At 70.7% G+C, this 23,860-nt stretch carries 16 protein-coding genes; 9 read left to right on the top strand and 7 right to left on the bottom strand.

What is annotated here, in order from left to right:
• Positions 1-23: 23 nt before the first annotated feature.
• The 4 genes from ACH4DZ_RS20675 to ACH4DZ_RS20660 all read left to right on the top strand — a co-directional run bounded on the left by ACH4DZ_RS20675 (position 24) and on the right by ACH4DZ_RS20660 (position 6,570).
• Positions 24-1,280 carry an ABC transporter substrate-binding protein gene (locus tag ACH4DZ_RS20675; RefSeq protein ID WP_398288642.1) on the top strand — a complete coding sequence of 419 codons (1,257 nt, stop codon included), beginning with the start codon at positions 24-26 and terminating at the stop codon, positions 1,278-1,280.
• 35 nt (positions 1,281-1,315) lie between these two features.
• A complete protein-coding gene (locus ACH4DZ_RS20670) occupies positions 1,316-4,759 on the top strand; it encodes an ATP-binding cassette domain-containing protein (protein ID WP_398288641.1) in 3,444 nt (1,147 codons plus the stop codon).
• The gene (locus ACH4DZ_RS20665; RefSeq protein WP_398288640.1) at positions 4,756-5,538 is read left to right on the top strand and encodes an ABC transporter ATP-binding protein; all 783 of its coding nucleotides are present in this window, start codon (positions 4,756-4,758) and stop codon (positions 5,536-5,538) included. The genes ACH4DZ_RS20670 and ACH4DZ_RS20665 overlap by 4 nt, the downstream gene beginning before the upstream one ends.
• Before the next feature lie 243 nt (positions 5,539-5,781).
• Positions 5,782-6,570 (top strand): aldo/keto reductase, encoded by a 789-nt coding sequence (locus ACH4DZ_RS20660; RefSeq protein WP_398288760.1) that lies wholly within the window; start codon positions 5,782-5,784, stop codon positions 6,568-6,570.
• A gap of 64 nt (positions 6,571-6,634) precedes the next feature.
• Here the strand turns inward: ACH4DZ_RS20660 and ACH4DZ_RS20655 are convergent, their stop codons facing one another.
• From ACH4DZ_RS20655 to ACH4DZ_RS20645, 3 genes are all read right to left on the bottom strand, one after another.
• The gene (locus ACH4DZ_RS20655) at positions 6,635-7,336 is read right to left on the bottom strand and encodes an SDR family oxidoreductase (protein WP_398288639.1); all 702 of its coding nucleotides are present in this window, start codon (positions 7,334-7,336) and stop codon (positions 6,635-6,637) included.
• 115 nt (positions 7,337-7,451) lie between these two features.
• Positions 7,452-8,375, bottom strand: a complete 924-nt coding sequence (locus ACH4DZ_RS20650; protein ID WP_398288637.1) for a class I SAM-dependent methyltransferase — start codon at positions 8,373-8,375, stop codon at positions 7,452-7,454.
• Positions 8,376-8,538: 163 nt separating this feature from the next.
• Positions 8,539-10,251: a glycoside hydrolase family 6 protein gene (locus tag ACH4DZ_RS20645; protein WP_398288636.1), complete on the bottom strand. Its 1,713-nt coding sequence runs from the start codon at positions 10,249-10,251 to the stop codon at positions 8,539-8,541.
• 509 nt (positions 10,252-10,760) lie between these two features.
• Here ACH4DZ_RS20645 and ACH4DZ_RS20640 point away from each other — a divergent pair.
• From ACH4DZ_RS20640 to ACH4DZ_RS20630, 3 genes are all read left to right on the top strand, one after another.
• Positions 10,761-13,673, top strand: coding sequence for a glycoside hydrolase family 48 protein (locus ACH4DZ_RS20640; protein ID WP_398288635.1), 2,913 nt, complete (start codon positions 10,761-10,763; stop codon positions 13,671-13,673).
• Between the two features lie 182 nt (positions 13,674-13,855).
• The gene (locus tag ACH4DZ_RS20635) at positions 13,856-16,516 is read left to right on the top strand and encodes a cellulose binding domain-containing protein (RefSeq protein ID WP_398288634.1); all 2,661 of its coding nucleotides are present in this window, start codon (positions 13,856-13,858) and stop codon (positions 16,514-16,516) included.
• A 262-nt stretch (positions 16,517-16,778) separates the two neighbouring features.
• Positions 16,779-17,612, top strand: a complete 834-nt coding sequence (locus ACH4DZ_RS20630) for a PIG-L family deacetylase (protein WP_398288633.1) — start codon at positions 16,779-16,781, stop codon at positions 17,610-17,612.
• Between the two features lie 75 nt (positions 17,613-17,687).
• Here ACH4DZ_RS20630 and ACH4DZ_RS20625 read toward each other — a convergent pair whose 3' ends face one another.
• Complete coding sequence (locus tag ACH4DZ_RS20625; RefSeq protein WP_398288632.1) at positions 17,688-19,559, bottom strand: rhamnogalacturonan lyase; 1,872 nt, start codon at positions 19,557-19,559, stop codon at positions 17,688-17,690.
• A 92-nt stretch (positions 19,560-19,651) separates the two neighbouring features.
• Positions 19,652-20,614 (bottom strand): helix-turn-helix transcriptional regulator, encoded by a 963-nt coding sequence (locus ACH4DZ_RS20620; RefSeq protein ID WP_398288631.1) that lies wholly within the window; start codon positions 20,612-20,614, stop codon positions 19,652-19,654.
• Between the two features lie 63 nt (positions 20,615-20,677).
• Here ACH4DZ_RS20620 and ACH4DZ_RS20615 point away from each other — a divergent pair, with 63 nt between their 5' ends.
• Positions 20,678-21,157: a hypothetical protein gene (locus ACH4DZ_RS20615; protein ID WP_398288630.1), complete on the top strand. Its 480-nt coding sequence runs from the start codon at positions 20,678-20,680 to the stop codon at positions 21,155-21,157.
• A gap of 506 nt (positions 21,158-21,663) precedes the next feature.
• Here the strand turns inward: ACH4DZ_RS20615 and ACH4DZ_RS20610 are convergent.
• Positions 21,664-22,443 carry a class I SAM-dependent methyltransferase gene (locus ACH4DZ_RS20610; protein ID WP_398288629.1) on the bottom strand — a complete coding sequence of 260 codons (780 nt, stop codon included), beginning with the start codon at positions 22,441-22,443 and terminating at the stop codon, positions 21,664-21,666.
• Entirely contained in the window at positions 22,440-22,745 is a 306-nt protein-coding gene (locus ACH4DZ_RS20605) for a 4a-hydroxytetrahydrobiopterin dehydratase (RefSeq protein ID WP_398288628.1), read from the bottom strand. Before ACH4DZ_RS20605 ends, ACH4DZ_RS20610 begins: the two co-directional genes overlap by 4 nt.
• 299 nt (positions 22,746-23,044) lie before the next feature.
• Between ACH4DZ_RS20605 and ACH4DZ_RS20600 the strand changes: the two genes are divergently transcribed.
• Positions 23,045-23,845, top strand: coding sequence for a helix-turn-helix domain-containing protein (locus ACH4DZ_RS20600; RefSeq protein ID WP_398288759.1), 801 nt, complete (start codon positions 23,045-23,047; stop codon positions 23,843-23,845).
• The last annotated feature ends 15 nt before the right edge of the window (positions 23,846-23,860 follow it).

Below are 23,860 nucleotides of genomic sequence, written 5' to 3'. Positions count from 1 at the left end.
CCACCCGACGGAGGGGGCCGACCGTGTCACGACCGACCCGCACATTCGCCGCAGCGGTGGCCGCAACCGCCCTGCTGCTGACCGCCGCCTGCAACTCGGCGTCCTCCGGGGGGACTTCGAAGGCCGGGGACTCCGTACGCGGTGTCACCGACACCCGCATCAAAGTCGGCGGCATCGTCTCGATGACGACCGCGAGCGGCTACTCGAAAAAGGACACCGACCTCGGCGCGAAGGCCCGTTTCGACCGCGCCAACGCCGAAGGCGGCCTGCACGGACGGAAGATCGACTACCTCGGCGCCGAGGACGACGGCCAGGACCCGTCCAGGAACCTCGCCGCGGCGCGCAAACTCGTGCAGCAGGACAAGGTGTTCGCGATCGCCCCGATGAGTTCGACGACCTTCTCCGGCGCGGACTTCCTGCAGAAGCAGCGGGTCCCCACCTTCGGCTGGGGCACGCTGCCGTCGTTCTGCGGACCGTCGTACATCTACGGTTTCGGCGGCTGCATGGTGCCGACACCCGGCGGCACCATCTCGCAGACCTGGCCCGAGGGCCTCGAACAGGTGATGGGCGGCGCCGAGGGCCGCAGCGTGGCGATCCTCGCCAATGACAGCGACGCCGGGAAGTTCGGCATCCGCACCTACCGGCAGAGCTTCGAATCGGCGGGATTCGAGGTGACCTTCGCCAAGCCGTCCGTGCCGGCCGCCGCCGTCCCGAGCGACTGGTCGGCGTACACGAAGGAGATCCTGCGCAGCGACGGCGGCAAGGCGCCGGACGCGATCGTCTCCGTGATGCAGACCCCGTACAACATCGGACTGTTCACGGCGGTCAAGCGGACGGGGTACCGCGGTGTGCTCACCGATCCGACCGACTACGACCCGGGGCTGCTGGCCAAGAGCGCGACGCGCAAGGCGCTCGACGGGGTGCATGTCCTGACGTCGTTCCAGCCGTTCGAGCAGCGGAGTGCGGCGATGACGCGGTTCGGGGAGGACATCAGGAAGGCCGCGGGCAAGGATGTGCCGCTCAACATGCACATGATGACCGGCTACATGTCGGCCGATCTCTTCCTCGCCATCGCCGAGAAGGCCGGCGAGGACCTGACCGTGTCGTCCTTCCAGAAGGCGGCGGACGGGTTCGCGGACACCGGCACGCTGGTCGGCGACCGGGCCGAACGGAAGGGCCAGAAGGAGTCGTTCGGGTGCGGGGCGCTCGTCCAGCTGAAGGGCGGCGAGTACGTGGTGTCGGCGCCCTTCGAGTGCTATCCGCCGATCCCCTTCACGTAGGGGATCCCCTTCGAGCAGGGGCGGGGTGACGGGGCATGGCCGACCTTCTCGGATTCGTACTGAGCGGACTGGTGTCGGGCGCGCTGTACGCGCTGCTCGCGACCGGTCTCGTGCTCTCCTACTCGGCGTCGGGCCTGTTCAACTTCGCGCACGGCGCGACCGCCTACCTCTGCGCCCTCGCCTTCTACGAACTGCACTCGGGTCTCGGCCTCCCGGCCGTCCCGACGGCGGTGCTGCTGGTGTGCGTACTGGCGCCCGCGCTGGGCTGGGGCCTGGACCGGCTGATGTTCCGCAAGCTGGCGCGGGTCGGTGAGACGGCACAGATCGTCGCCACCATCGGCCTGTTGGTGGCGCTGCCCGCGCTGGGGCTGTGGGTCGTCGAGCTGCTGGCGGACGCGGGCACGTCCGTGAAACCCGCCGAGAACCAGTTCGGGCTGCCGGGGGTCGGGCCCAGCCCCGCGAGGTCCTGGCAGCCGGTCGACGGCGTCGGCGTCGACTCCGACCAGCTGATCATCTGGGCCACGACGGCCCTGGTCGCCCTCGGCCTGTGGGTCCTGATGCGGCACACCCCGCTGGGGCTGCAGCTCAGGGCGGCCGTCGACAACCGTTCGCTGGTGGAGCTGCGGGGCCTGAGCGCGGACCGGCTGTCGTCGATCGCGTGGATGCTGTCGTCGGGGCTCGCGGGCCTGGCAGGCGTGCTGGCCACACCGCTCCTCGGTCTTTCCTCGCACGACTTCACACTCTTCCTCTTCGTCTCGGCGACGGCGGCGGTGCTCGGCCGGTTCGTCTCGGTACCGCTGGCGTTCGTGGGCGGGCTCGGGCTCGGGGTGCTGCAGAACCTCGTCGCCGGGTACGCGGACTTCGCCGAGCGGATCACCGGGTTCCGTACCGCCGTGCCCTTCCTGATCCTCTTCGCCGGGCTGCTGCTGTTGACGCGGCGCGGGCGCACGGCGGGGACCGCGGCGGTGGACCCGCCGCCGGTCGACTATCTGACGGGGCGGTCCAGGCTGCGGCGGTGGGGTCCGTGGACGCTGGCCGCCGTCCTCCTCGCGACCTCCTTCTACACGGTCACGACCCCCTTCTGGAGCGGCCTCCTCACCCAAGGGCTGGCCCTTTCCCTGGTGTTCGTGTCCTTCACGGTGGTGACGGGGCTCGGCGCGATGGTGTCGCTGGCACAGGCCACCTTCGTGACGGGGGCGGCGCTGGTGGCGGGGCTGCTGCTGAGCCATGGCTGGCCGTTCGTGGCGGCGGCGGCCGTCGGAACGTGCGCGGCGGCGGCGCTCGGCGCGCTGGTCGCCCTGCCGGCGCTTCGGCTCGGGGGCCGCTCGCTCGCCCTCGCGACCCTCGCGCTGGCCTTCCTCGCCGATCAGGTCCTGTTCCAGCTCGGCTGGCTGCGCAACGGCGACACGGGGTGGGCGGTTCCCCGGCCGGTCCTCGGTCCGGTGGACCTGGGCGACGACCGGGCACTCGGGGTGGCGCTGACCGTGCTGGTCGCCACGGCCGTCGCCGCGCTGGGCGCGCTGCGGAACTCGCCGTCCGGCCGGGCGATGCTCGCGGTGCGCTCGGCGCCCGCGGCGGCGATGGCGTCCGGGGTGTCGGTCGTCCGCACCAAGCTGGTGCTGTTCACGCTGTCCGCCGGGCTCGCGGGCTTCGGCGGCGTCATGTACGCCTCCTACAACACCCGTGTCAACGCTACCGACTTCACCGCCATGACGGGACTGATCTGGCTCGCGGTGGTCGTGGCGGCGGGCCTGCGGCGCCCCCAGTTCGCGGTGGTCGCCGGCCTGGTCTACGCCGTCGTACCGCATCTCGTCTCGGAACACGTCACCGAGTCGGTCCACCTCCCGGTGATCCTCTTCGGCCTGGCAGGCCTGGCCCTGGCGAACGACCCGGACGGCTACTGCGCGGCGGTGCCGTCACGTCTGCACCGACGCCGCCTGACGCGACCGGAGACGGACACCCCGGACCCAGGTCCGGCACCCGAACCGACCGGCACGCTACCGGCCGACACGGCACCGGGCGACAGGGCGGCGGCCGACACGGTGGCGGCCGGCACGACGAGGGCTGGCACGGCGGCGACCACCGCGGGCTCGACCGGCAGGGTGGCGACCACCGTGGTCCCGGGCGGTACGGTCCCAGCGCACGCGGGCTCGACCACCGTGGGCTACACCGGCACGGACGCGACCGCCGTGGAGCCGACGAGCGCGGTCCCGACCCCTGCGGCCCCGGGCGACACGGCTCCAGCCCGCCCGGTCCCGGCTGACGCGGGCTCGACCGGCCTGGTGCCGGGCAGCGCGGTCCCGGGCAGCACAGTCCCGGCTGACGCGGGCTCGACCGGCGCGGCCCCGGGCACCGCGGTCCCAAGCGGCACGGACTCGACCACTGCGGACTCGATCAGCACAGTCCCGACCCGTGCGGTCCCGACCCGTGCGGTCCCGACCCATGCGGCCCCGAGTGACGCGGCTCCGGCCCGCGTGGTCCCGGGCGGTACGGTCCCAGCGCACGCGGGCTCGACCAGCACGGCCTCGGCCAACTCGATGCCGACCTCTGCGGTCCCGAGCGGTTCGGTCCCAGCTGACGCGGGCTCGACCGGCACGGTCCCGGCCGACTCGGTGCCGACCCCGGCGGTCCCGGCCGGCGCGGCCCCGGCCGGCGTGATGCCCGCCAGAGTCCCGACCGGCGCGGCCGTCGCCGGGCAGGCGGGTGGGTCGGCTGGTTTTGGCGGTGACGCGTTCGTGGCCGCCCTGTGCCTGCGTGGCATCCGTGCCGGTTACGACGGCGCGCCCGTGCTGCACGGGGTGGATCTCGCCGTGCGGCCCGGCGAGATCCTCGCGTTGCTCGGCCCGAACGGGGCCGGGAAATCGACGACGTGCCGCGTAGCCGCGGGCCTCGTGAACCCGCTCGCCGGCCAGGTGTACGTGGCAGGACGTGACGCCACGCGGGACGGTGCCGTACGCCGGTCGCGGGCCGGAGTCGTCCTGGCGCCGGAGGGACGGGGCATCTTCCCGGCCCTCACCATCGAGGAGAACCTCGCCCTGTATCTGCGCGGCCGGGACGGACAAGGCGGCCGGGACGGACGGGACGCACGCGAAGCCGTGTACGAGCGCTTCCCCGGTCTCGCCGGGCGGCGCGGCGTCCCCGCCGGCGCCCTCTCCGGAGGGGAACAGCAGATGCTCGCCCTCGCCCCACTCCTCCAGCGCCCCCCGAAGGTCCTGATCGCCGACGAGCCCTCCCTCGGCCTCGCACCCCGTGTCGTCGAGGAGGTCTTCCGCCTCCTCACCGAACTCCGCGACCACGGAACGGCCCTGCTCCTCGTGGAGGAGAAGGCCACCGAGGTGCTGAAGGTCGCGGACACGGTCGCGTACCTGGCGCAGGGGCGCGTGTCATGGTGCGGCCCGCGCGCGGCCGTGGAGGCGGACCGGCTGACGGAGGCGTATCTGGGACTGGCGGCCACGCGCGTCGGGGCGGCCCGCCCATGACGAACACGAGCCCCATTCTGCGCGCCGACCGCGTCGGCGTCCGCTTCGGCGGCGTACGAGCACTCGACGACGTGAGCCTGTCCCTGCGCCCCGGCGAGATCTGCGGACTCATCGGCCCCAACGGCGCCGGAAAGACCACCCTCTTCGACGTGCTGTCCGGCATCCGCCGCCCCGACGCGGGGCGTGTCCACCTCGACGGGGCGGACGTCACCCGCCGCTCCCCCGTCTGGCGCGCCCGTCACGGAATGCGCCGCACGTTCCAGCGCCAGCAACTGTTCGGGCAGCTCACGGTGACCGACAACCTCGTGGTGGCCCAGGAGTGGCGCGGCGGCGGGGGCGGACTCACGGCCGACCTGCTGGGGGCGCCCACCCGGCGTACGTACGAGAGGGAACGCCGGGCCCGGGCCGCCGAGGTCCTGCGTGCCTGCGGACTCGACGGCCTCGGCGACACCTTCGCCGCCGCCCTCCCCGTGGGCCGCGCCCGCATGGTCGAACTGGCCCGCGCCGCCGCGGACCCGCCCCGGGTACTGCTCCTCGACGAACCCGCCGCCGGGACGACGACCGAGGAGAGCCGCCAACTGGCCGCCGCCGTAAGCCGGTTGTCCGAACAGGAGGGCTGCGCGGTTCTCCTCGTCGAGCACGACGTCGCCTTCGTCATGGAAGTGTCCACCCGGATCGTCGTACTCGACCTGGGCCGGATCCTCGCCGAGGGCACCCCCGCCGAGGTCCATGCCGACCGACGGGTGCGTGAGGCGTACCTGGGCACGGCGGCATCGTGACGAGTGCCGTACGAGCCGGCGCCCCCACGGCACGGCGGGGCTGAACGCGATCAATGGTTCGGACCTGGCGGAGCGGGTACTTTCCGGCCAATCTCCCTCACGGTCTCCCTTTCGACCGGCGAACGCGCGGGACAGGAATGCATGACAGCCCGTGATCGTTCACGATGGAGTACCACCCGACGACGTAAGGATCGAAAGCTCGTGAGCAAGGTCCCCCCGATCACCCTGAACAACGGCGTCGAGATGCCCCAGCTGGGCTTCGGTGTCTGGCAGGTGCCGGACGACGAGGCTGAGCGAGCCGTCTCCACCGCGCTGGAGGCCGGGTACCGCAGCATCGACACCGCCGCGATCTACGGCAACGAAGTGGGCACCGGCAAGGGCCTCGCCTCCTCCGGCATCGCCCGCGAGGACCTCTTCGTCACCACCAAGCTCTGGAACGCCGAACAGGGCTACGACTCCACGCTGCGTGCCTTCGACGAGTCCCTGGAGAAGCTCGGCCTCGACTACGTCGACCTTTACCTCATCCACTGGCCGATGCCGGACCGGGGCAGGTACATCGACACGTACAAGGCCTTCGAGAAGCTGCAGGCGGACGGCCGCGCCAAGTCCATCGGTGTCTCCAACTTCCACCCGGAGTACCTGGAGAAGCTGCTCGACGCGACGTCCGTCGTCCCGGTCGTCAACCAGATCGAGCTGCACCCGCACCTTCAGCAGTCCGCGGCCCGTGAGTTCCACGCGGAGCACGGCATCGCCACCGAGGCCTGGTCCCCGCTCGGCCAGGGCAAGGGCCTCCTGGAGGTCCCCGCCATCGTGGCCATCGCCCGCAAGCACGACCGTACGCCCGCCCAGGTCGTCCTGCGCTGGCACCTCCAGCTGGGCAACGTGGTCATCCCCAAGTCCGTGACCCCGTCCCGGATCAAGGAGAACATCGACGTCTTCGGCTTCACCCTCGACGCCGAGGACATCGCCGCGATCACCGCCCTCGACGAGGGCCGCCGCCTGGGTTCCGACCCCGCGACGGTCAACGACTGAGCGAGCAGGCGCACGAGGAAGCCGCCGCCCGGCCGGGCGGCGGCTTCCTCGGTCTCCGCCCGGCTCAGACAGGCTGCCCGATCGGCCGTACGACCACGGTGTTGACGTCGACCCCGGCCGGCTGCCGGATCGCCCAGACGACCGACTCCGCGAGCTGGTCCGAGGTGAGCAGATGGCCGGGCGGCAGGCTGCCGTAGCTGTCCCAGAAGGGGGTCTCCACCCGCCCCGGGGAGATCAGCGTCACCCCCACGCCGTACTCGGTGACCTGCCGGCGGGTGTTCTCGGCGAGGCCGGTCACGGCCCACTTCGTCGCCCCGTAGATGTTGCCGGGGGTGTGGATGTGCCCCGCCACACTGCCGATGAGCACGATCCGGCCGCGGGTCTCCTTCAGCTGGTCGATCGAGGCCCTGATGAGCAGCGCGGGTCCGAGCACATTGGTCAGCACCATGTCCCGCCAGCCGGCCGGATCGCCCTCCGCGACGGTGTCGTGCGTGGCGTATCCGGCGTTGGCGACGACGGTGTCGAGGCGCCCGAACCTCTGCACCGTCGCCTCGACCGCGGCCCGCACGTGGTCGTAGTCGGCCGCGTCCCCCCGGATCGTCAGCAGCCCCTCGGGTCTGCCGAGTTGCTCCGCGAACCCGCGCAGCCGTTCCTCCCCGCGCCCCGTCACGGTCACCCGGTGTCCGGCGTCGAGCAGTTGCCGGGCCACCGCCGCCCCGATACCGCTGCCGCCGCCCGTGATGAGCGCAACCGATGAGTCGGTCATGTGATCCCCCAGAACGTGTCCGACCACGCCGTGTCCGACGAAGTGCCGGGAGTCCATCACTTGGAGCACACTCGATGTCAACACGGTCCACAGGAAGCCCGGTTGGGGGACGGGGTTACGGCTTCACCCCGACGTACACCGTCAGTGCCGTGAGTACGAAGACGTCCGGGCGGTGGTACACGCTCGCCTTGTCCTGCGGGTCGAGGAGCCGGTCGAGGGTGGCGCGGTCGTCTGCGTCGAGGCCTTCGGCGAGGCCGTCGCGGCGGTGGCCGAGGGAGGTGGCGACGAACGCGCGCGCCTCGTCGGAGACGGGGGCCGGGATGTCGAGCAGGAAGGTGCGGGTTCCGGTGTGGCGCAGGCCCACCGCGGAGAGCAGGGCCGGCCAGTCCTCGACGTCCTCGACGACGGCACCGGGCAGCTCCGCCCGCATCCGGGCGAACCACTCCTGCTCGACCGCGTCCGTCCGGGCCTGCAGTCCGGGACGGCCGATGCCGAAGTCGCGCGGGAGGTAGCGCGGGGCCAGACCGCCCTCCAGCAGCGCGAGGGTTCCGCCCGGCGCGAGCCGGTCGACGAAGCCGGCGAGGGCGCCGCGCTGGTCGCCGACGTGGTGCAGGGAGCGGCTGGCCCAGAGGAGGTCGGCCGGGTACTCCAGGTCACCGAGCCCGTCGCCGAGTTCGGCCTGGAGGGTGCCGAAGCGGTCGGCGATCCCCCGCTGGGCGGCGCGTTCGCGGGCGCGTTCCAGGAGGGGTTCCGCGCCGTCCACGGCGATGACCCGGGCTGCGGGGAACGTGTCGGCGAGCAGACAGGAGATGACACCGGGACCGCTGCCCGCGTCCACGATCAGCTCGGGATCCGGCCGCATCTCCCGCAACCAGCTCGCCGCCTGTGTGTACAGCGGACTGAACAGCTCGGCCTCCTGCTCCAGCATCGGAAGCATCTCGGCGAAGTCGATGTGGGTGTGGGTGTGGGAGTGGGAATGGCTGTGATGGTGACCGTGACTGTGATCGTTGCCGTCTTGCTGTTCGTGACCGTGCGCCATGGCTGCGAGCCTTTCGTTCGGGTACCCCCAGCGTGCTCCACCCCTCCCGAAAACAGCCACTCGCCTTGCCGAAACAGCAACAGTCCCCCGCACCCCCTTCCTCAGGGGCGCGGGGAACGGCGCAATCTTTTGATCTTCAGGTGACCACGCTATGAAGCGCAGGTCACAGGGCGGGATACGCGTTCTTCATGAGCTCCTGGAACTGCGCCGAGAACCAGTGCCCCGACAGCGGCGCGTTCGGCAGCGCCCCCGACATGTTGTTGTTGTTCCGCGGATTGCCGGTGTACGTCGGGTCGCACATGCGGTCGAAGCCCTTGCCCTCGTCGTTCGGGATGGCGGTGCTGGACCCGTCCGACTCACCCGGCGGCTTCATCCACACGTACGCGTCGATCCCGGCCGCCGGCGCCGCCTGCGGCCGCTCACCGAGGCCCGCGCCCGACTGGTTGCACCAGTTGCCGAGGTGGATGCGCCGGTCGTAGCGGCCACCGTCGACGTACGTGTCCACGGTGGTCGTCGGCCCGGCGGCGGTGGGCCGTGCCGTGCCGCCCCAGCCGTTGCGGGAGGTGTCGATCAGCATGCCGAGCCCGGAGGGGAAGCCGATCGAGACCAGCTGGGTGCGCATGGCCTGCGCGTACGACTGCTCGTCGACGTACCGGTTCCAGTCGATCCACTTCGACGTACGAACCGATGCCCCGTTCACCGAGTCGTTGATCGTGAAGAAGGCCTCCTTCGTGGCGCTGTAGTTGGCCGTGTTCACGATGAAGCCGTGCACGTCGGCGACGGTCGCGCCCTCGGCGGAGGCGGCCTCCTTGAAGAGCGCGGCGGAGGGCGCGAAGTTGTCGTCCCAGCCGAGCCAGCCATGGTGTCCGGCGTCCACGTAGTTGTAGACGTTGGGCACGTCACCGAGCTTGTTCAGCGCGTAGCCGACGCCCTTGACGTAGTTGCCGTTCGCCTTCATCGTGTCGCAGTTGGCCGTGGCGGTGGCCCGCGGCGAGACGTTGGTGACGAGGTTCGGCAGCGAGTCGATCTCGACGGTGGTGACGATGCGCAGACCCGCGTACTTCGTGTCGGCGAGGATCGCCGCGATGGGGTCGATGTACTGGGTCTTGTACTTGTCGATCTCCGTCGGTCCCAGCTCGCCGTTGGACGCCAGGGCGGCGCAGTCACGGCCGGGCAGGTTGTAGACGACCAGCTGGACGACCAGTTCGTCCGAGCCCTTCTGTGCCAGCGCCGCGTCCAGGTGGGCGCGCAGGCCCATGCCGCCGTTCACGCCGTTGATCGCGGCGATCCGGTCGAGCCACACACCGGTCGGCTGGTTGGCGATACGGCTGCCACCGGTCTCGGCGGCGGCCTTCGCCTTCCACTCCGGGTTCACGTACACCTTGGCACCCGCGTACGGGTTGTCCACCCTGGCGCTTGTTCCCGGATCGGTCGGGTCGGTGGGGTCCGTGCCGCCGTCGTCGACGTTGCAGGCCACACCGTCGAGGGTGAAGGAGGTGGGCAGCGCGTTGGTGCCGCTGTAGGTGCCGTTGAAGCCGAAGCTGACCGAACTCCCGGTACTCATGGTGCCGTTGTAGCTCTCGTTGGCGGCCGTGACCGCGGTGCCGCTCTGACTGAGCTTGGCGTTCCAGCCGCTGGTGACCTTCTGGTTGCCGGCGTACGACCACTTCACGGCCCAACTGGACTTGGCCGTGCTGTTGTTGGTGACCGTCACCGCCGTGGTGAAGCCGGTGTCCCACTGGTTCTGCACCTTGTACTCCACGGTGCAGGGGACGGCGGCCGCGCCGACGTCCGGGGGTATCGCCGCGACAGCGGCGCCCGCGGTCCCGGCGACCAGCGCCAGCGCCGCGAGAAGTGCAGTTCTGGTACGGCTCATGTGCGGGGTGTCCTATTCGTCGAGGGCGCGCACAAGCTCACGCGACCCGATGCCGAACGACGTGGAAGTGCCGTCGTGAGGGGAGAGCAGGCCCGCCCGAGGACGCGGTCCCGGGTGTGCCGGGTCCGGACCGGGCCGGAAAGTGCTCACGTCGAAGCACGTCGAAGCACGTCACGACGCGGCCGATGAAGGAGTGCGTTGGCGCCGACCACCGAAAGCCGACCACTGAGAAGAGTGAACGCGGGGGTGTCGCATGAGCGACTCCTTGCAGTTCGGTCGCGCCGTCATCGACGCGTCGACTGATGGAACCGCTCCCACTGGTGCGGACGAAGGTAGCGCCAAGTGTTGGTAAACGACAGAGGAGTTGCACTCTTGATCTATCGAATCATTTCGACTCTTCAAGCACCTTGACCCCCTGCACCCCTCTCCGCAATATGGGAGCGCTCCCACTGGTTCAAGGCTTGTTGCTCCTCCCCCCGTCTCCGAGCCGCAAGGAGAGGAACCAGAACATGGCACCCAGACGCAGACGCCGTGCGCGGCGGATGTGGACAGCCGTGGTGGCGGCCCTCGCCCTCCCGCTGACCATGCTCACCACCGGTACAACTCCTGCACAGGCGGCGGCTGTTCAGTGCAGCGTCGACTACAGGACCAACGACTGGGGCTCCGGCTTCACCGCCGAGCTCACCCTCACCAACCGCGGCACGGAGGCGATCAGCGGCTGGACCCTGACGTACGGCCACACGGGCAACCAGCAGCTCAGCAGCGGCTGGAGCGGCACCTGGTCGCAGTCCGGGAAGACGGTCACCGCGACGAACGCGTCCTGGAACGGGACCATCGCGGCCGGGGCGGCCGTCACGACCGGCGCCCAGTTCACGTACAGCGGCACCAACGCCGCGCCCACCTCCTTCGCCATCAACGGCACGACCTGCGCCGGCGCCCATCAGCCGCCGATCACCGTGCTGACCAGCCCCGCGGCGGGTGCCGTGTACTCCCAGGGGACGGCGGTCCCGCTCGCCGCGACCGCCGCGGCGGCGGACGGTGCGACGATCAGCAAGGTCGAGTTCTACGACGACACGACCCTGCTGGGCACCGACACCAGCTCGCCGTACTCGCTCTCGGCCACCGGCTTGACCGCGGGCAGTCATTCGTTGCTGGCGAAGGCGTACGACAGCCTGGGCGCTTCGGCGGAGTCCACTCCGGTCGGCATCACGGTCGCCTCGGGCCCCGCGGTGGTGGTCTCGCCGACCCAACTCGGCGTCCAGCAGGGCAAGACGGGCACGTACGACGTGAAGCTCTCGACCCAGCCGTCGGCGAACGTGACCGTGGCGACCGCTCGCGCGAGCGGCAACACGGGGCTGTCCGTCACCGGCGGGGCGTCGCTGACCTTCACTCCGTCGAACTGGGCCACCGCGCAGAAGGTGACTCTCACGGCCAACGCCACGGGCACCGGTTCGGCCGTCTTCGACTCGACGGCCACCGGGCACGCGAAGTCCTCGGTGACCGTGACCCAGCTCGCCGCGTCGAAGGAGTACGACGCCCGCTTCCTGGATCTCTACGGGAAGATCACCAACCCGGCGAACGGCTACTTCTCGCCGGAGGGCATCCCGTACCACTCGGTGGAGACACTGATCGTCGAGGCGCCCGACCACGGGCATGAGACGACCTCCGAGGCGTACAGCTATCTGCTGTGGCTGCAGGCCATGTACGGCAAGGTCACGGGCGACTGGACGAAGTTCAACGGTGCCTGGGACATCATGGAGAAGTTCATGATCCCCACGCACGCCGACCAGCCGACCAACTCGTTCTACAACGCCTCGAAGCCGGCGACGTACGCGCCCGAGCTGGACACGCCGAACGAGTATCCGGCGCAGCTCGACTCGGGTGTCTCCGTGGGCCCGGACCCGATCGCCGCCGAGCTGAAGAGCGCGTACGGCACGGACGACGTGTACGGCATGCACTGGCTGCAGGACGTGGACAACGTCTACGGGTACGGCAACTCGCCGGGCAAGTGCGAGGCGGGCCCGACCGACACCGGCCCCTCCTATATCAACACCTTCCAGCGCGGTGCGCAGGAGTCGGTGTGGGAGACGGTGCCGCAGCCGACCTGTGACGCCTTCAAGTACGGCGGCACGAACGGGTACCTGGACCTGTTCACGAAGGACGCCTCGTACGCGAAGCAGTGGAAGTTCACCAACGCCCCCGACGCCGACGCGCGTGCCGTGCAGGCCGCGTACTGGGCGGACATCTGGGCCGAGGCGCAGGGCAAGGGCGCGGACGTGTCGACGACCGTCGGCAAGGCGGCGAAGATGGGTGACTATCTCCGCTACTCGATGTACGACAAGTACTTCAAGAAGATCGGCAACTGCGTGGGCCCGTCGACCTGCCCGGCGGGCACCGGCAAGGACTCCTCGCACTACCTGCTCAACTGGTACTACGCGTGGGGCGGCGCGGCCGACACCTCGGCCGGCTGGGCCTGGCGCATCGGCTCCAGTCACACCCACGGCGGCTACCAGAACCCGCTGGCCGCGTACGCGCTCAGCAGTTACGCCGACCTGAAGCCCAAGTCGGCCACGGGTCAGGCGGACTGGGCCAAGTCCCTGGGCCGGCAGCTGGAGTTCTACCGGTGGCTGCAGTCCAGTGAGGGAGCCATCGCGGGCGGTGCCACCAACAGCTGGCAGGGCCGCTACGCGACACCGCCCTCCGGGACACCGACCTTCTACGGCATGTTCTACGACGAGAAGCCCGTCTACCACGACCCGCCGTCCAACCAGTGGTTCGGCTTCCAGGCGTGGTCGATGGAGCGGGTCGCCGAGTACTACCAGCAGACGGGGAACGCGGACGCCAAACTCGTCCTCGACAAGTGGGTCGACTGGGCGCTGGCCAACACCACGGTCAACCCGGACGGCTCCTTCCGGATCCCGAACACGCTCCAGTGGTCGGGCAAGCCCGACACCTGGAACGCGTCGAGTCCCGGTGCCAACACGGGACTTCATGTCACCGTCGCCGACTACACGAACGACGTCGGAGTGGCGGCCGCGTACGCCAAGACCCTGACGTACTACGCCGACCGGTCCGGTGACACCGAGGCGAGGACCACGGCGAAGGCGCTGCTCGACGGCATGTGGGCGAACAACCAGGACGCGCTGGGTGTCGCGGTCCCGGAGACCCGCTCCGACTACAACCGCTTCGACGACCCGGTGTACGTGCCGAGCGGGTGGAGCGGCACGATGCCGAACGGTGACGCCGTCAACTCGTCGTCGACGTTCGACTCGATCCGGTCGTTCTACGAGGACGATCCCGCCTGGTCGAAGATCGAGGCGTATCTGGCCGGCGGGGCCGCGCCTTCCTTCACGTACCACCGGTTCTGGGCCCAGGCGGACATCGCCCTCGCCATGGGCTCGTACGCGGAGCTTCTCGAATAGCGGGGCGCTCCGCGGGTCGGGCGGTACGTCGGCTGCGGGCCGGATGTGGCTGGTCGCGCAGTTCCCCGCGCCCCTAGAGGGCGCGGGGCGCCCAGAACGTCGTGTGCATCTGGCCGGACGGCTTTCACCCCACGGGGCCGTCCGGTCGTCACGCCTTTCACCTCACGAAAGGGACCCTCACCGTGCGAAGAACAGCCGTTCTGACCGCTGTGCTCGGGCTCGCTGCCGGACTGCTTGCCGGTACGCCTCCCGCGCTGGCCGCGCAGCCCGTCGAGAAGGCGGCGCCGGCGGTGTCCATCGCCGCCGACACGTACACCTGGAAGAACGCGCGCATCGACGGGGGCGGCTTCGTCCCCGGCATCGTGTTCAACCGGTCCGAGAAGAACCTCGCGTACGCCAGGACCGACATCGGCGGCGCCTACCGCTGGCAGGAGTCGTCGAAGAGCTGGACCCCGCTGCTCGACTCGGTCGGCTGGGACCGCTGGGGGCACACCGGTGTCGTGAGCCTCGCCTCCGACCCGGTGGCACCGAGCAAGGTGTACGCCGCCGTCGGCACGTACACGAACAGCTGGGACCCCGGGAACGGGGCCGTGCTGAGGTCCTCCGACCGGGGCGCGACCTGGCTGAAGGCCGATCTGCCGTTCAAGCTGGGCGGGAACATGCCCGGACGCGGTATGGGTGAGCGGCTCGCTGTCGACCCCCACAGGAACAGCGTGCTGTATCTGGGCGCGCCGAGCGGCAAGGGGCTGTGGCGGTCCACCGACTCCGGGGCCTCCTGGTCGCAGGTGACGAACTTCCCGAACGTCGGCAACTACGTGCAGGACGCGACCGACACGAGTGGGTACGCCTCCGACAACCAGGGCATCGCCTGGGTCACCTTCGACGAGTCGAGCAGTACGGGCACCGATGCCACGAAGACCCTCTACGTCGGGGTCGCCGACAAGGACAACGCCGTCTACCGCTCGACCGACGCGGGCGCGACCTGGTCACGGATCGCGGGGCAGCCGACCGGGTACCTGGCCCACAAGGGCGTACTGGACGCGACGAACGGCTACCTCTACCTGGCGTACAGCGACAAGGGCGGCCCGTACGACGGCGGCAAGGGCCGGCTCTGGCGGTACACGACGGCGACCGGCGTCTGGACGGACATCAGCCCGGTCGCGGAGGCCGACACGTACTACGGCTTCAGCGGGCTGACCGTCGACCGGCAGAAACCGGGCACGGTGATGGCGACGGCCTACAGTTCCTGGTGGCCGGACACGCAGATCTTCCGTTCCACGGACAGCGGCGGCACCTGGACGAAGGCGTGGGACTACACGTCGTACCCCAACCGCTCGAACCGCTACACGATGGACGTCTCGTCGTCGCCGTGGCTGACCTGGGGGGCCAATCCGTCGCCGCCCGAGCAGACGCCCAAACTCGGCTGGATGACCGAGGCGTTGGAGATCGATCCGTTCAACTCGGCCCGGATGATGTACGGGACGGGGGCGACGGTCTACGGCACGGAGAACCTGGGCCAGTGGGACAGCGGCGGCCAGTTCACCATCAAGCCGATGGTGCAGGGACTGGAGGAGACCGCCGTCAACGACCTGGCCGCTCCCCCGTCCGGCGGCGCCCAACTCCTCAGCGCACTCGGTGACATCGGTGGTTTCCGGCACACGGACCTCACCAAGGTCCCGTCGATGATGTTCACCTCGCCGAACTTCACCAGCACGACGAGCCTCGACTTCGCGGAGTCCGACCCGGGCATCGTGGTGCGCGCGGGCAACCTCGACTCGGGTCCGCACGTGGCGTTCTCGACGGACAACGGCGCCAACTGGTTCGCGGGCACCGACCCTTCGGGGGTGAGCGGCGGCGGCACGGTCGCGGCGGCCTCCGACGGCAGCCGGTTCGTGTGGAGTCCGGCGGGCGCGGGCGTGCACTACGCGACCGGGTTCGGTACGTCGTGGTCGGCGTCGAGCGGCATCCCGGCCGGCGCGGTCGTGGAGTCGGACCGCTCCGACCCGAAGACGTTCTACGGCTTCAAGTCCGGCAAGTTCTACGTCAGTTCGGACGGTGGCGCGACCTTCACGGCGTCCTCGGCGACCGGACTGCCGAGCGGCGACAGCGTACGGTTCAAGGCGCTGCCCGGCACGAAGGGCGACGTCTGGCTGGCGGGCGGGGCGAGCGACGGCGCGTACGGGCTGTGGCACTCCACGGACTACGGCGCGACCTTCACCAAGCTGTCGGGCGTCGAGCAGGCGGACACGATCGGCTTCGGCAAGGCGGCGACCGGCGCCTCGTACCAGACGCTCTACACGAGCGCGAAGATCGGCGGCGTGCGGGGCGTCTTCCGCTCCACGGACAAGGGTGCCACCTGGACCCGTATCAACGACGACGCCCATCAGTGGGGCTGGACGGGCGCGGCCATCACGGGCGACCCGCGCGTCTACGGGCGCGTGTACGTGTCGACGAACGGGCGCGGTGTCATCTACGGCGACTCGTCCGACACGGGCGGCGGCGGTACGGATCCGACGCCGACCGGCGCCTGCACGGTCACGTACAAGATCACCAACCAGTGGTCGGGCGGCTTCCAGGCGGACGTCCAGCTCGCCAACACCGGCACGACCGCCTGGACCGGGTGGGCACTGGGGTGGTCCTTCACCGACGGCCAGACCGTCGCCCAGGCATGGAACGCGGAACCCACCCAATCCGGAACGGCGGTCACAACGAAGAACGTGAGCTGGAACGCGAACGTGGCGGCCGGTTCGTCCGTGGGGTTCGGCTTCACGGGCAGCTGGTCGGGATCGAACACCAAGCCGACGGCGTTCAAGCTCGGTGACCAGTCCTGCTCGGTGACCTGACACCCGGGCCGGACGAACGGGAGGGCGCGGACCCGATGGGCTCCGCGCCCTCCTTGTGCGGCCACACCTCGAAGGCCGGGCCGCCGTGCCGGGAACAGGCGGTGTGGTCGACGCTGTTGCACCGACCGAGGCACCGGCGCCGCGCGGCCAGGGCACACGGAGACCACCAGGTCGTCCGCCCCCGCCGGGATCCGGGGCCCCGGGCTCGTGGCACACCCGCCGCGCACCCGGACCATGGTGTATTTCGCAGGAGGACTTTTTCATGACTGACCGGCCCTTGACGCTGATGGCAGTGCACGCCCACCCCGACGACGAGGCGACCACCACCGGAGGAGTCCTCGCGCGGTACGCGGCGGAAGGCATCCGCACGGTGCTCGTGACCTGTACCGACGGCGGTTGCGGTGACGGGCCGGGGGGTGTCAAGCCGGGCGATCCCGGACATGATCCGGCGGCCGTCGTCCTGATGCGCCGGCAGGAACTCCAGGAGAGCTGTGACGTCCTGAAGATCAGCGATCTGGAGACACTGGACTACGCCGACTCCGGGATGATGGGCTGGGCGAGCAACGACGCCCCCGGATCCTTCTGGCAGACACCTGTACAGGAAGGAGCGGCCCGGCTCGCGGAACTGATGCGGCAGTATCAGCCCGACGTGGTCGTCACCTACGACGAGAACGGCTTCTACGGCCACCCCGACCACATCCAGGCCCACCGCATCACGATGGCGGCGCTGGAGATGACCACGCTGACGCCCAAGGTGTACTGGACCACGGTGCCCCGCTCGGTCATGCAGCGGTTCGGTGCGGTCATGCGCGAGTTCAATGAGGACATGCCCGAGCCGGATCCCGCCGAGGTCGCCGCGATGGCCGAGATCGGCCTGCCCGACGACGAGATCAGCACCTGGGTGGACACCACCGCGTTCAGCGGTCAGAAGTACGACTCGCTGGCCGCGCACGCCAGTCAGGGCGAGAACATCTTCTTCCTCAAGATGGGCGTGGAGAGGTTCGGCGAGCTGATGGGCATGGAGACCTTCTCGCGCGTCCGGGACACCACCGGCGCGGCCCTGCCGGAGAACGACCTCTTCGCCGGACTGCGCTGATCACCGGGAGAGAGGCGGCCGTCCCACGAGCTGGGACGGCCGCCTCTCTCCCGCCTCCGGCCTCGTTTCAGCAGGTCACGGCGTGTATACCGTCGGTCGTGGTGCCGTCGGCATGCCGTTGCCGATGAAGAAGCTGGGGTGCGGCGGCTGGTTGTAGGCGGTGTTCTGCCAGGCGATGCCCGTGCGGTACATCGTGTCGTGGAGCAGGGTCGTGATCTTCGTGGTGGTCTCCGTCGGGGTCGAGTAGATCCGCAGGGCCGTGTTGTCGCTCGTGGCCCACACGACCTCCTCGCGCCAGTCCCCGAAGAGGTCGCCCGAGAGGGCCGGCGTCGCCTTGGTTCCGTTGTTGGAGTGGACGGAGGCGCCGGTCAGCAGGCGGGTGTCGGCGGACGTGCCGTACTTGTCGATGTGGGTGCCGTCGAGGAGTTCGCGCGTGGTGTCGCCGTCCCACCAGGACAGGAAGTTGACGGAGGACGGCTCGCGGCCCTTGGTGGCGCCGGCCTCGTCACGGATGTTCGTGTCGGAGGCCGACCACACCTCCGCGCCGTCGTTGCCCGCGTAGATGTCCCCGGCCACCCCCCTGCCGTTGTCGCAGCAGGCGGCGAGCTGCCAGCGGATCGCGCCGCTCGCCGGGTTGATGTACAACTGGGCGGGCTGGGACGTGGATTCGGAGACCTTGAAGTATTCGAGGCCCGAGGTTCCCGGGTCGAGGTCGCCCAGGTGCTGGGCGTCACCGTGTCCGGTCTTCGTGGTCCACAGGCCGTTGCCGTTGTCGTCGACGGCCATCGCCCCGTAGACGATCTCGTCCTTGCCGTCGTTGTCGACGTCCCCCACGGACAGGCTGTGCGAGCCCTGGCCGTCGAAGCCCTTGCCGGTGTTGGTCGACGAGCTGGAGTCGAACGTCCAGCGGCGGGTGAACGCGCCGCCCCGCCAATCCCAGGCCGCGATCACCGAGCGCGTGTAGTAGCCGCGCGCCATGATGAGCGAGGGCCTGGCGCCGTCGAGGTAGGCGGTGCCCGCGAGGAACCGGTCCACGCGGTTGCCGTACGAGTCACCCCACGACGAGACCGTGCCGCGCGCCGGGACGTAGTCCACCGTCCCCATCGCCTTGCCGGTCTGGCCGTTGAACATGGTCAGGTACTCGGGCCCCGAGAGCACGTATCCGCTGGAGTTGCGGTAGTCGGCGGAGGAGCTGCCGATGACCGCGCCCGTGCCGTCGACCGTGGCGTCGGCGGTCTTCGCGGCCACCTCGGCCTTGCCGTCGCCGTCGTAGTCGTACACCTGGAACTGCGTGTAGTGGGCGCCCGAGCGGATGTTGCGGCCCAGGTCGATACGCCACAGCCGGGTGCCGTCGAGCTTGACTCCGTCGATGATCGTGTTGCCGGTGTAGCCGGACTGGGAGTTGTCCTTGGCGTTGGTGGGCTGCCACTTCAGGACGAAGTCGAGCGCGCCGTCGCCGTCGAGGTCGCCGACCGAGGCGTCGTTGGCCTCGTAGGTGTACGCGACACCGTCGGGGGTCGTGCCGCCGGCGGGCGGACTGATCGGCACGTCCTTGTATCCGGTGCGGAACTGGATCGCGTGCACGGAGTCGCTCTGCTCGACGCCTCCCACGACCGCGCGGACGGTGTAGTCGGCCTGGGCGGGCCCGGCGGAGTGGAAGTAGTTCGTGGAGCCGGTGACCGGGGTCGAGTTGACCTTCGTACCCGCCCGGTAGACGTTGAACGACACGTCGTTCGGGTCGGTGCCGAGCCAGCGCCAGCTGACCAGGTTGCCCGCGTCGGTGTGGACGCTGACGACACCCCGGTCGAGCTTCTCGACCTGGCGGGCGGTCGCCGCCTGGGCGGGCGTGGCGGTGAGCGTGGTGAGTCCGGCGGCGGCGAGGGCGCCGGCGAGCACGGTGGAGAGGAGGAGACGGGTCCTGCTGCGTCTGCGATGCGGGTGCTGCACGGTGGGGTACCTCCCTGGGAGGGGGCAGACGGGTTCTGCTCCCTCAGTTGCCGCTGGGGGCAGGGGGGTTGCCGTGATGCGGTAAGCGCTCTCTATGATCCGCCGCACGCATAGGTGCGGGCGAGTGCGGCGACCGTCGCCGCGATGCGTTCCCGCAGTTCGGCCGGTTCCAGCACCTCCACCCCCGTGCCCAGCCGCAGGAACTCCGCGTGGGCGTGCTCGACGGACTCGATCGGTACGGTGGCCCGGGTCCAACCCTCCCCGTCCGGCACGCCGTTGGCCCGCACGGCGTCACCCGCCGGGCCGGTGAGGCGCGTGCCGGGGGCGAGCCGGACCACCGCCTCCGCCCGGTGCAGACGGTCGTGGAAGTCCCGCTGGTACCCGGTCCAGTACGCGTCGAGGTCGAACCCGTCCGGACGATCGAACTCCTCGCCGGACGCCGCCAGTTCGAGGATCTGGTCGACCCGGAACGTACGCGGTCCCGGGCCCGCGACGACGTACCAGCGGCCCGCCTTGAGGACCAGGCCGTACGGTTCCAGGCGGCGCCGCACGTCGGTCGGCTCGCGCCAGCGGCGGTACAGGACGTGCAGGACCCTGCTGTTCCAGACGGCGTCGGCGACGGCCGGCAGGTACGGGGCGGCGCCGTTGCCGGCGTCCGCGTACCAGCCCGGCGCGTCCAGGTGGAAGCGGCCGCTGACGCGGTCGGCGTGCTCGCGCAGCTCTCGCGGCAGGGCGGCACGTACCTTGAGCTGGGCGGCGGCCAGCAGCGGGCCGAGTCCCAGCTCGGCGGCCGGGCCCGGCACACCCGCTAGGAACAGGGCCTCGGCCTCGCCCGCGGTGAGACCCGTCAGGCGGGTGCGGTAGCCGTCGAGAAGCCGGTAGCCGCCCGCGTGACCCGCGTCGCCGTACAGCGGGACACCGGCCTCGCTCAGTGCTTCGACGTCCCGGTAGACCGTGCGCACGGAGACCTCCAGCTCCTCGGCGAGGGCGGCGGCGGTCATCCGGCCCCTGGTCTGGAGCAGCAGGAGGATCGAGACGAGACGGGCCGACTTCATCGCCCCAGAATGCCAGGCTTCACTGACAGGAGATGTCAGTGGAGCGGACCTAGCGTCCCCTCCATGACCTTCGAGGAGAAACTGCTGACCGTGCCGCCGCCCATCGAGGTGGCGGGCCGGCGGATCAAGCGCTACCACGTCACCGCCGATCCGGCGGGCATCGCGCCCGACGTCGAGGAGGCGGCGTACGCGATGCTGCCGAAGCTGCTCCCGGAGGCGGACGGCACACCGCCCGCCACGTTCGTCGTGCTGCACCGGGGCGGCGACGACGGCGCCTACCTCAACGCGTACAGCTGGGTGTGGGACAACGTCCTGCACTTCGGGGCCGCCACGGCCGGCCAGCCCGTGCTGGGCTGCCCGGATCGCGTGCCCACGCATTTCATCGTCCTGGACCGGCCGTGGATCGGCTGCGTCTGGGAGTTGCCGCCGATCCTGCACGAGCGTGACGCGTGGGTACGGCACATGCTCGCGCCCGGCGCGGCCGATCTCGACGCCTATCTGGCCGACTGCCTGCCCGGGGGCACGACGGGGGGTCGCTCATGAGCGCCTGGGCCTCGGCGGCGGCTGGGAGGAGTTCACCGCCACCAGCCGGTGCTGGGGCCTGTACGTGACCCCGGGGCTCCGCCCCCGCCCCCCGCAGCCGCGTTTCGGCTGCGGGTGGGTGGGGGTTGCCCGCGCAGTTCCCCGCGCCCCTGGGGGGTGGGGGCCGGACTCGATGTCGGCTGCGGGCCGTCGGGGCCGAGGGACGCGAGGAACTGCGCGGCTAACCCCCACCGCCCCGCACCCGAAATCCGGTCCGGGCCCCACCCCCCCCAGGGGCGCGAGGAACTGCGCGAACAACCCCCAACAACCCGCACCCGACACCCGGCCCGGACCCCCACCCCCCAAGGGGCGCGAGGAACTGCGCGAACAACCCCCAACAACCCGCACCCGACACCCGGTCCGAGCCCCCCTCCCCCCCCAGGGGTGCGAGGAACTGCGTGGGGCTTCGGTCTGTTGGGGGCGGGGGGTCTTGGTGGGCGGTGAGGCGGCGTGGTTGGCCGAGCGGGTCATGGTGTTCGACCGTCGGCCGGGGTCCGGCTCTGTGGTGGACCCTGTTTCTGGAACGCCCGGAGTTTGAACACCGGTTCCGGGCGCGGGACATGCTGGTCCGGGAGCTGTTCCAGCCGGGACGCCAGCCGCTCGGTGAGCGGTTCGCCGGGCGGCAGCAGTGTGTACCAGCCGCGACGCACGTCGGCCGCGGCCCGGAGCGGGGTCCGGCCCTGACCGCGGCCGCGGAAGTACGCCCGTCCCGCCGGGAGCAGTGCGTGCCCGTCGGCGTACGAGGCCACGAGGCCGGAGCGGTCCCGGGCGGCGCGGCGGGGACGCGGTGCCATCACGGCGTCGATGTCGCTGCCCACGTCGTGCGAGGCCGCCTTGTCGACGGTCGTCACGAGGACGCCGCCGGGACGCAGCACCCGGACCGCCTCGGCCACGACCCGCTCCGCGTCGTCCAGGAGGTGCAGCAGCCAGATCACCGAGACGGCGTCGAACGAGCCGTCTGGAAAGGGGAGTTGACGGGCGTCGGCGAGTACGACACGGCCCGGCACTCGCCCGGCGGCCCTGCTCAGCATGCCGTACGCGGCGTCGGCGCCCGTGACGTCGAGACCGGCCGCCAGGAGCCGGCGGGTCACGGTACCGGTGCCGCAGGCGACATCCAGGAGGGTCCCGGCGCCGTCGGGGAGCAGCCCCAGTACGGCGTCGGCGGCTGCCGCGGCGCGGGGTTCGCCACCTCGCAGCGCGTCGTACCGCTCGGCCTCCTCGTCGTAGTCGAAGACCAGTGTGCTCACCGCGCGCCGTGCCCGGCGCTCAGCTCCTCGACCCGGCCGGCCAGCTCGAAGTCCTTCTCGGTGACGGCGCCGCCCACGCTGTGCGTGTGCACGGTGAGGGAGACGGTGTCGTAGCCGAGTGCGAGGTCCGAGTGGTGGTCCAGTTCCTCCTGCACCTGGGCGATGTGCACGACCAGGGCGGCCGCGGCGAAGTGCGAGCCCAGCCGGTAGGAGCGGGAGATCCTGTCTCCGTCCAGGGACCAGCCGGGCAGTTCCGCGAGCCGGTCCTCGACCTCCTTCTGCGACAACGGTTCGAGGGGCATGATCGCGCTCCTTCCATGGCGTCCGGATCTCCTCAGCCTGCCACAGTCCCGCTCCCCCGGCCCTGGTCAGGCGGGTCCCGGGAGGGCACGGAGGTCGGCATTCGGCCTCTTGGCCGCGCATCGACCCGTGCGGGCGCATCGACTACGGTCGGGGCATGACCAGCGCCGCGTCCGCCTCCAGGTCCGGGTCCGGGTCCGCCTCCGGGTCCGTCAGCGTGTCCGCCGGTGCGCGGGGCGGTGTCTCCGCCGCCGACCAGGGAGTCGGTCCGCTGCTGCGCGGCTGGCGGGAGCAGCGCCGGATGAGTCAGCTGGAGCTGGCGCTGCGGGCGGGGTCGTCGGCGCGGCACATCAGCTTCGTCGAGACGGGCCGCTCCCGGCCGAGCGAGGAGATGGTGCTGCGGCTCGCCGAGCACCTGGACGTACCGGTGCGGGGCCGCAACTCCCTTCTGCTGGCGGCCGGTTACGCGCCCCACTACCCGGAGACCCCGCTGGACGATCCGGCGCTCGACGCGCTGCGGGAAGGGGTGGAGCGGCTGATCCGGGGCTACGAGCCCTATCCGGCACTGGTCGTGGACGCCACGTACAACGTGGTCGCCGCCAACCGGGGCATCCGGATGCTGCTGGGCGGCGTCCCCGGGCACCTGCTCGAACCTCCGCTGAACGCGATGCGCCTGACGCTGCACCCCGAGGGCCTGGCACCCAGGATCCGCAATCTGCGCGAGTGGCGCGGCCATCTGCTGGCCCAGATGGAACGGGACATCGCCCTGCGCCGCTCACAGCCGCTGCGCGCGCTGTACGAGGAGGTGGCCGCCTATCCGGCGCCGCCGCCCGCCGCCTCCTCCGCCTCCGCGGAGCCGGGTCCGCCGGCAGCGAGTTCGTCGACAGCCGACTCCGTGGCGCTCGGCGAGGAGCCCGCCGAACCGGTCCCCTACTTCGCGCTGCCGATGCGGATCGAGCACGAGGGGCGGGTGCTGTCCTTCGTCTCGTCCATCTCCACGTTCAACACGCCGATGGACGTGACGGTCGCCGAGCTGGCCATCGAGACGCTGCTTCCGGCCGACCCGGCGACGATGAAGTACCTGCGGTCGCTGGTGTCCTGACGCCCCCTCAGCCCG

It is taken from the genome of Streptomyces sp. NPDC017991, from assembly GCF_044328075.1.
In the GTDB taxonomy this organism is placed as follows: Bacteria; Actinomycetota; Actinomycetes; order Streptomycetales; family Streptomycetaceae; genus Streptomyces.
This window is presented reverse-complemented; position numbering and strand designations above follow the sequence as displayed.

What these genes read in the sequence shown, in the direction of transcription:
- ACH4DZ_RS20670 (WP_398288641.1), top strand. Translation starts at nt 1,316, where the DNA reads ATGGCCGACCTTCTCGGATTCGTACTGAGCGGACTGGTGTCGGGCGCG.
- ACH4DZ_RS20665 (WP_398288640.1), top strand. Translation starts at nt 4,756, where the DNA reads ATGACGAACACGAGCCCCATTCTGCGCGCCGACCGCGTCGGCGTCCGC.
- ACH4DZ_RS20660 (WP_398288760.1), top strand. Translation starts at nt 5,782, where the DNA reads ATGCCCCAGCTGGGCTTCGGTGTCTGGCAGGTGCCGGACGACGAGGCT.
- ACH4DZ_RS20655 (WP_398288639.1), bottom strand. Translation starts at nt 7,336, where the DNA reads ATGACCGACTCATCGGTTGCGCTCATCACGGGCGGCGGCAGCGGTATC.
- ACH4DZ_RS20650 (WP_398288637.1), bottom strand. Translation starts at nt 8,375, where the DNA reads ATGGCGCACGGTCACGAACAGCAAGACGGCAACGATCACAGTCACGGT.
- ACH4DZ_RS20645 (WP_398288636.1), bottom strand. Translation starts at nt 10,251, where the DNA reads ATGAGCCGTACCAGAACTGCACTTCTCGCGGCGCTGGCGCTGGTCGCC.
- ACH4DZ_RS20640 (WP_398288635.1), top strand. Translation starts at nt 10,761, where the DNA reads ATGGCACCCAGACGCAGACGCCGTGCGCGGCGGATGTGGACAGCCGTG.
- ACH4DZ_RS20630 (WP_398288633.1), top strand. Translation starts at nt 16,779, where the DNA reads ATGACTGACCGGCCCTTGACGCTGATGGCAGTGCACGCCCACCCCGAC.
- ACH4DZ_RS20620 (WP_398288631.1), bottom strand. Translation starts at nt 20,614, where the DNA reads ATGAAGTCGGCCCGTCTCGTCTCGATCCTCCTGCTGCTCCAGACCAGG.
- ACH4DZ_RS20615 (WP_398288630.1), top strand. Translation starts at nt 20,678, where the DNA reads ATGACCTTCGAGGAGAAACTGCTGACCGTGCCGCCGCCCATCGAGGTG.
- ACH4DZ_RS20605 (WP_398288628.1), bottom strand. Translation starts at nt 22,745, where the DNA reads ATGCCCCTCGAACCGTTGTCGCAGAAGGAGGTCGAGGACCGGCTCGCG.
- ACH4DZ_RS20600 (WP_398288759.1), top strand. Translation starts at nt 23,045, where the DNA reads ATGAGTCAGCTGGAGCTGGCGCTGCGGGCGGGGTCGTCGGCGCGGCAC.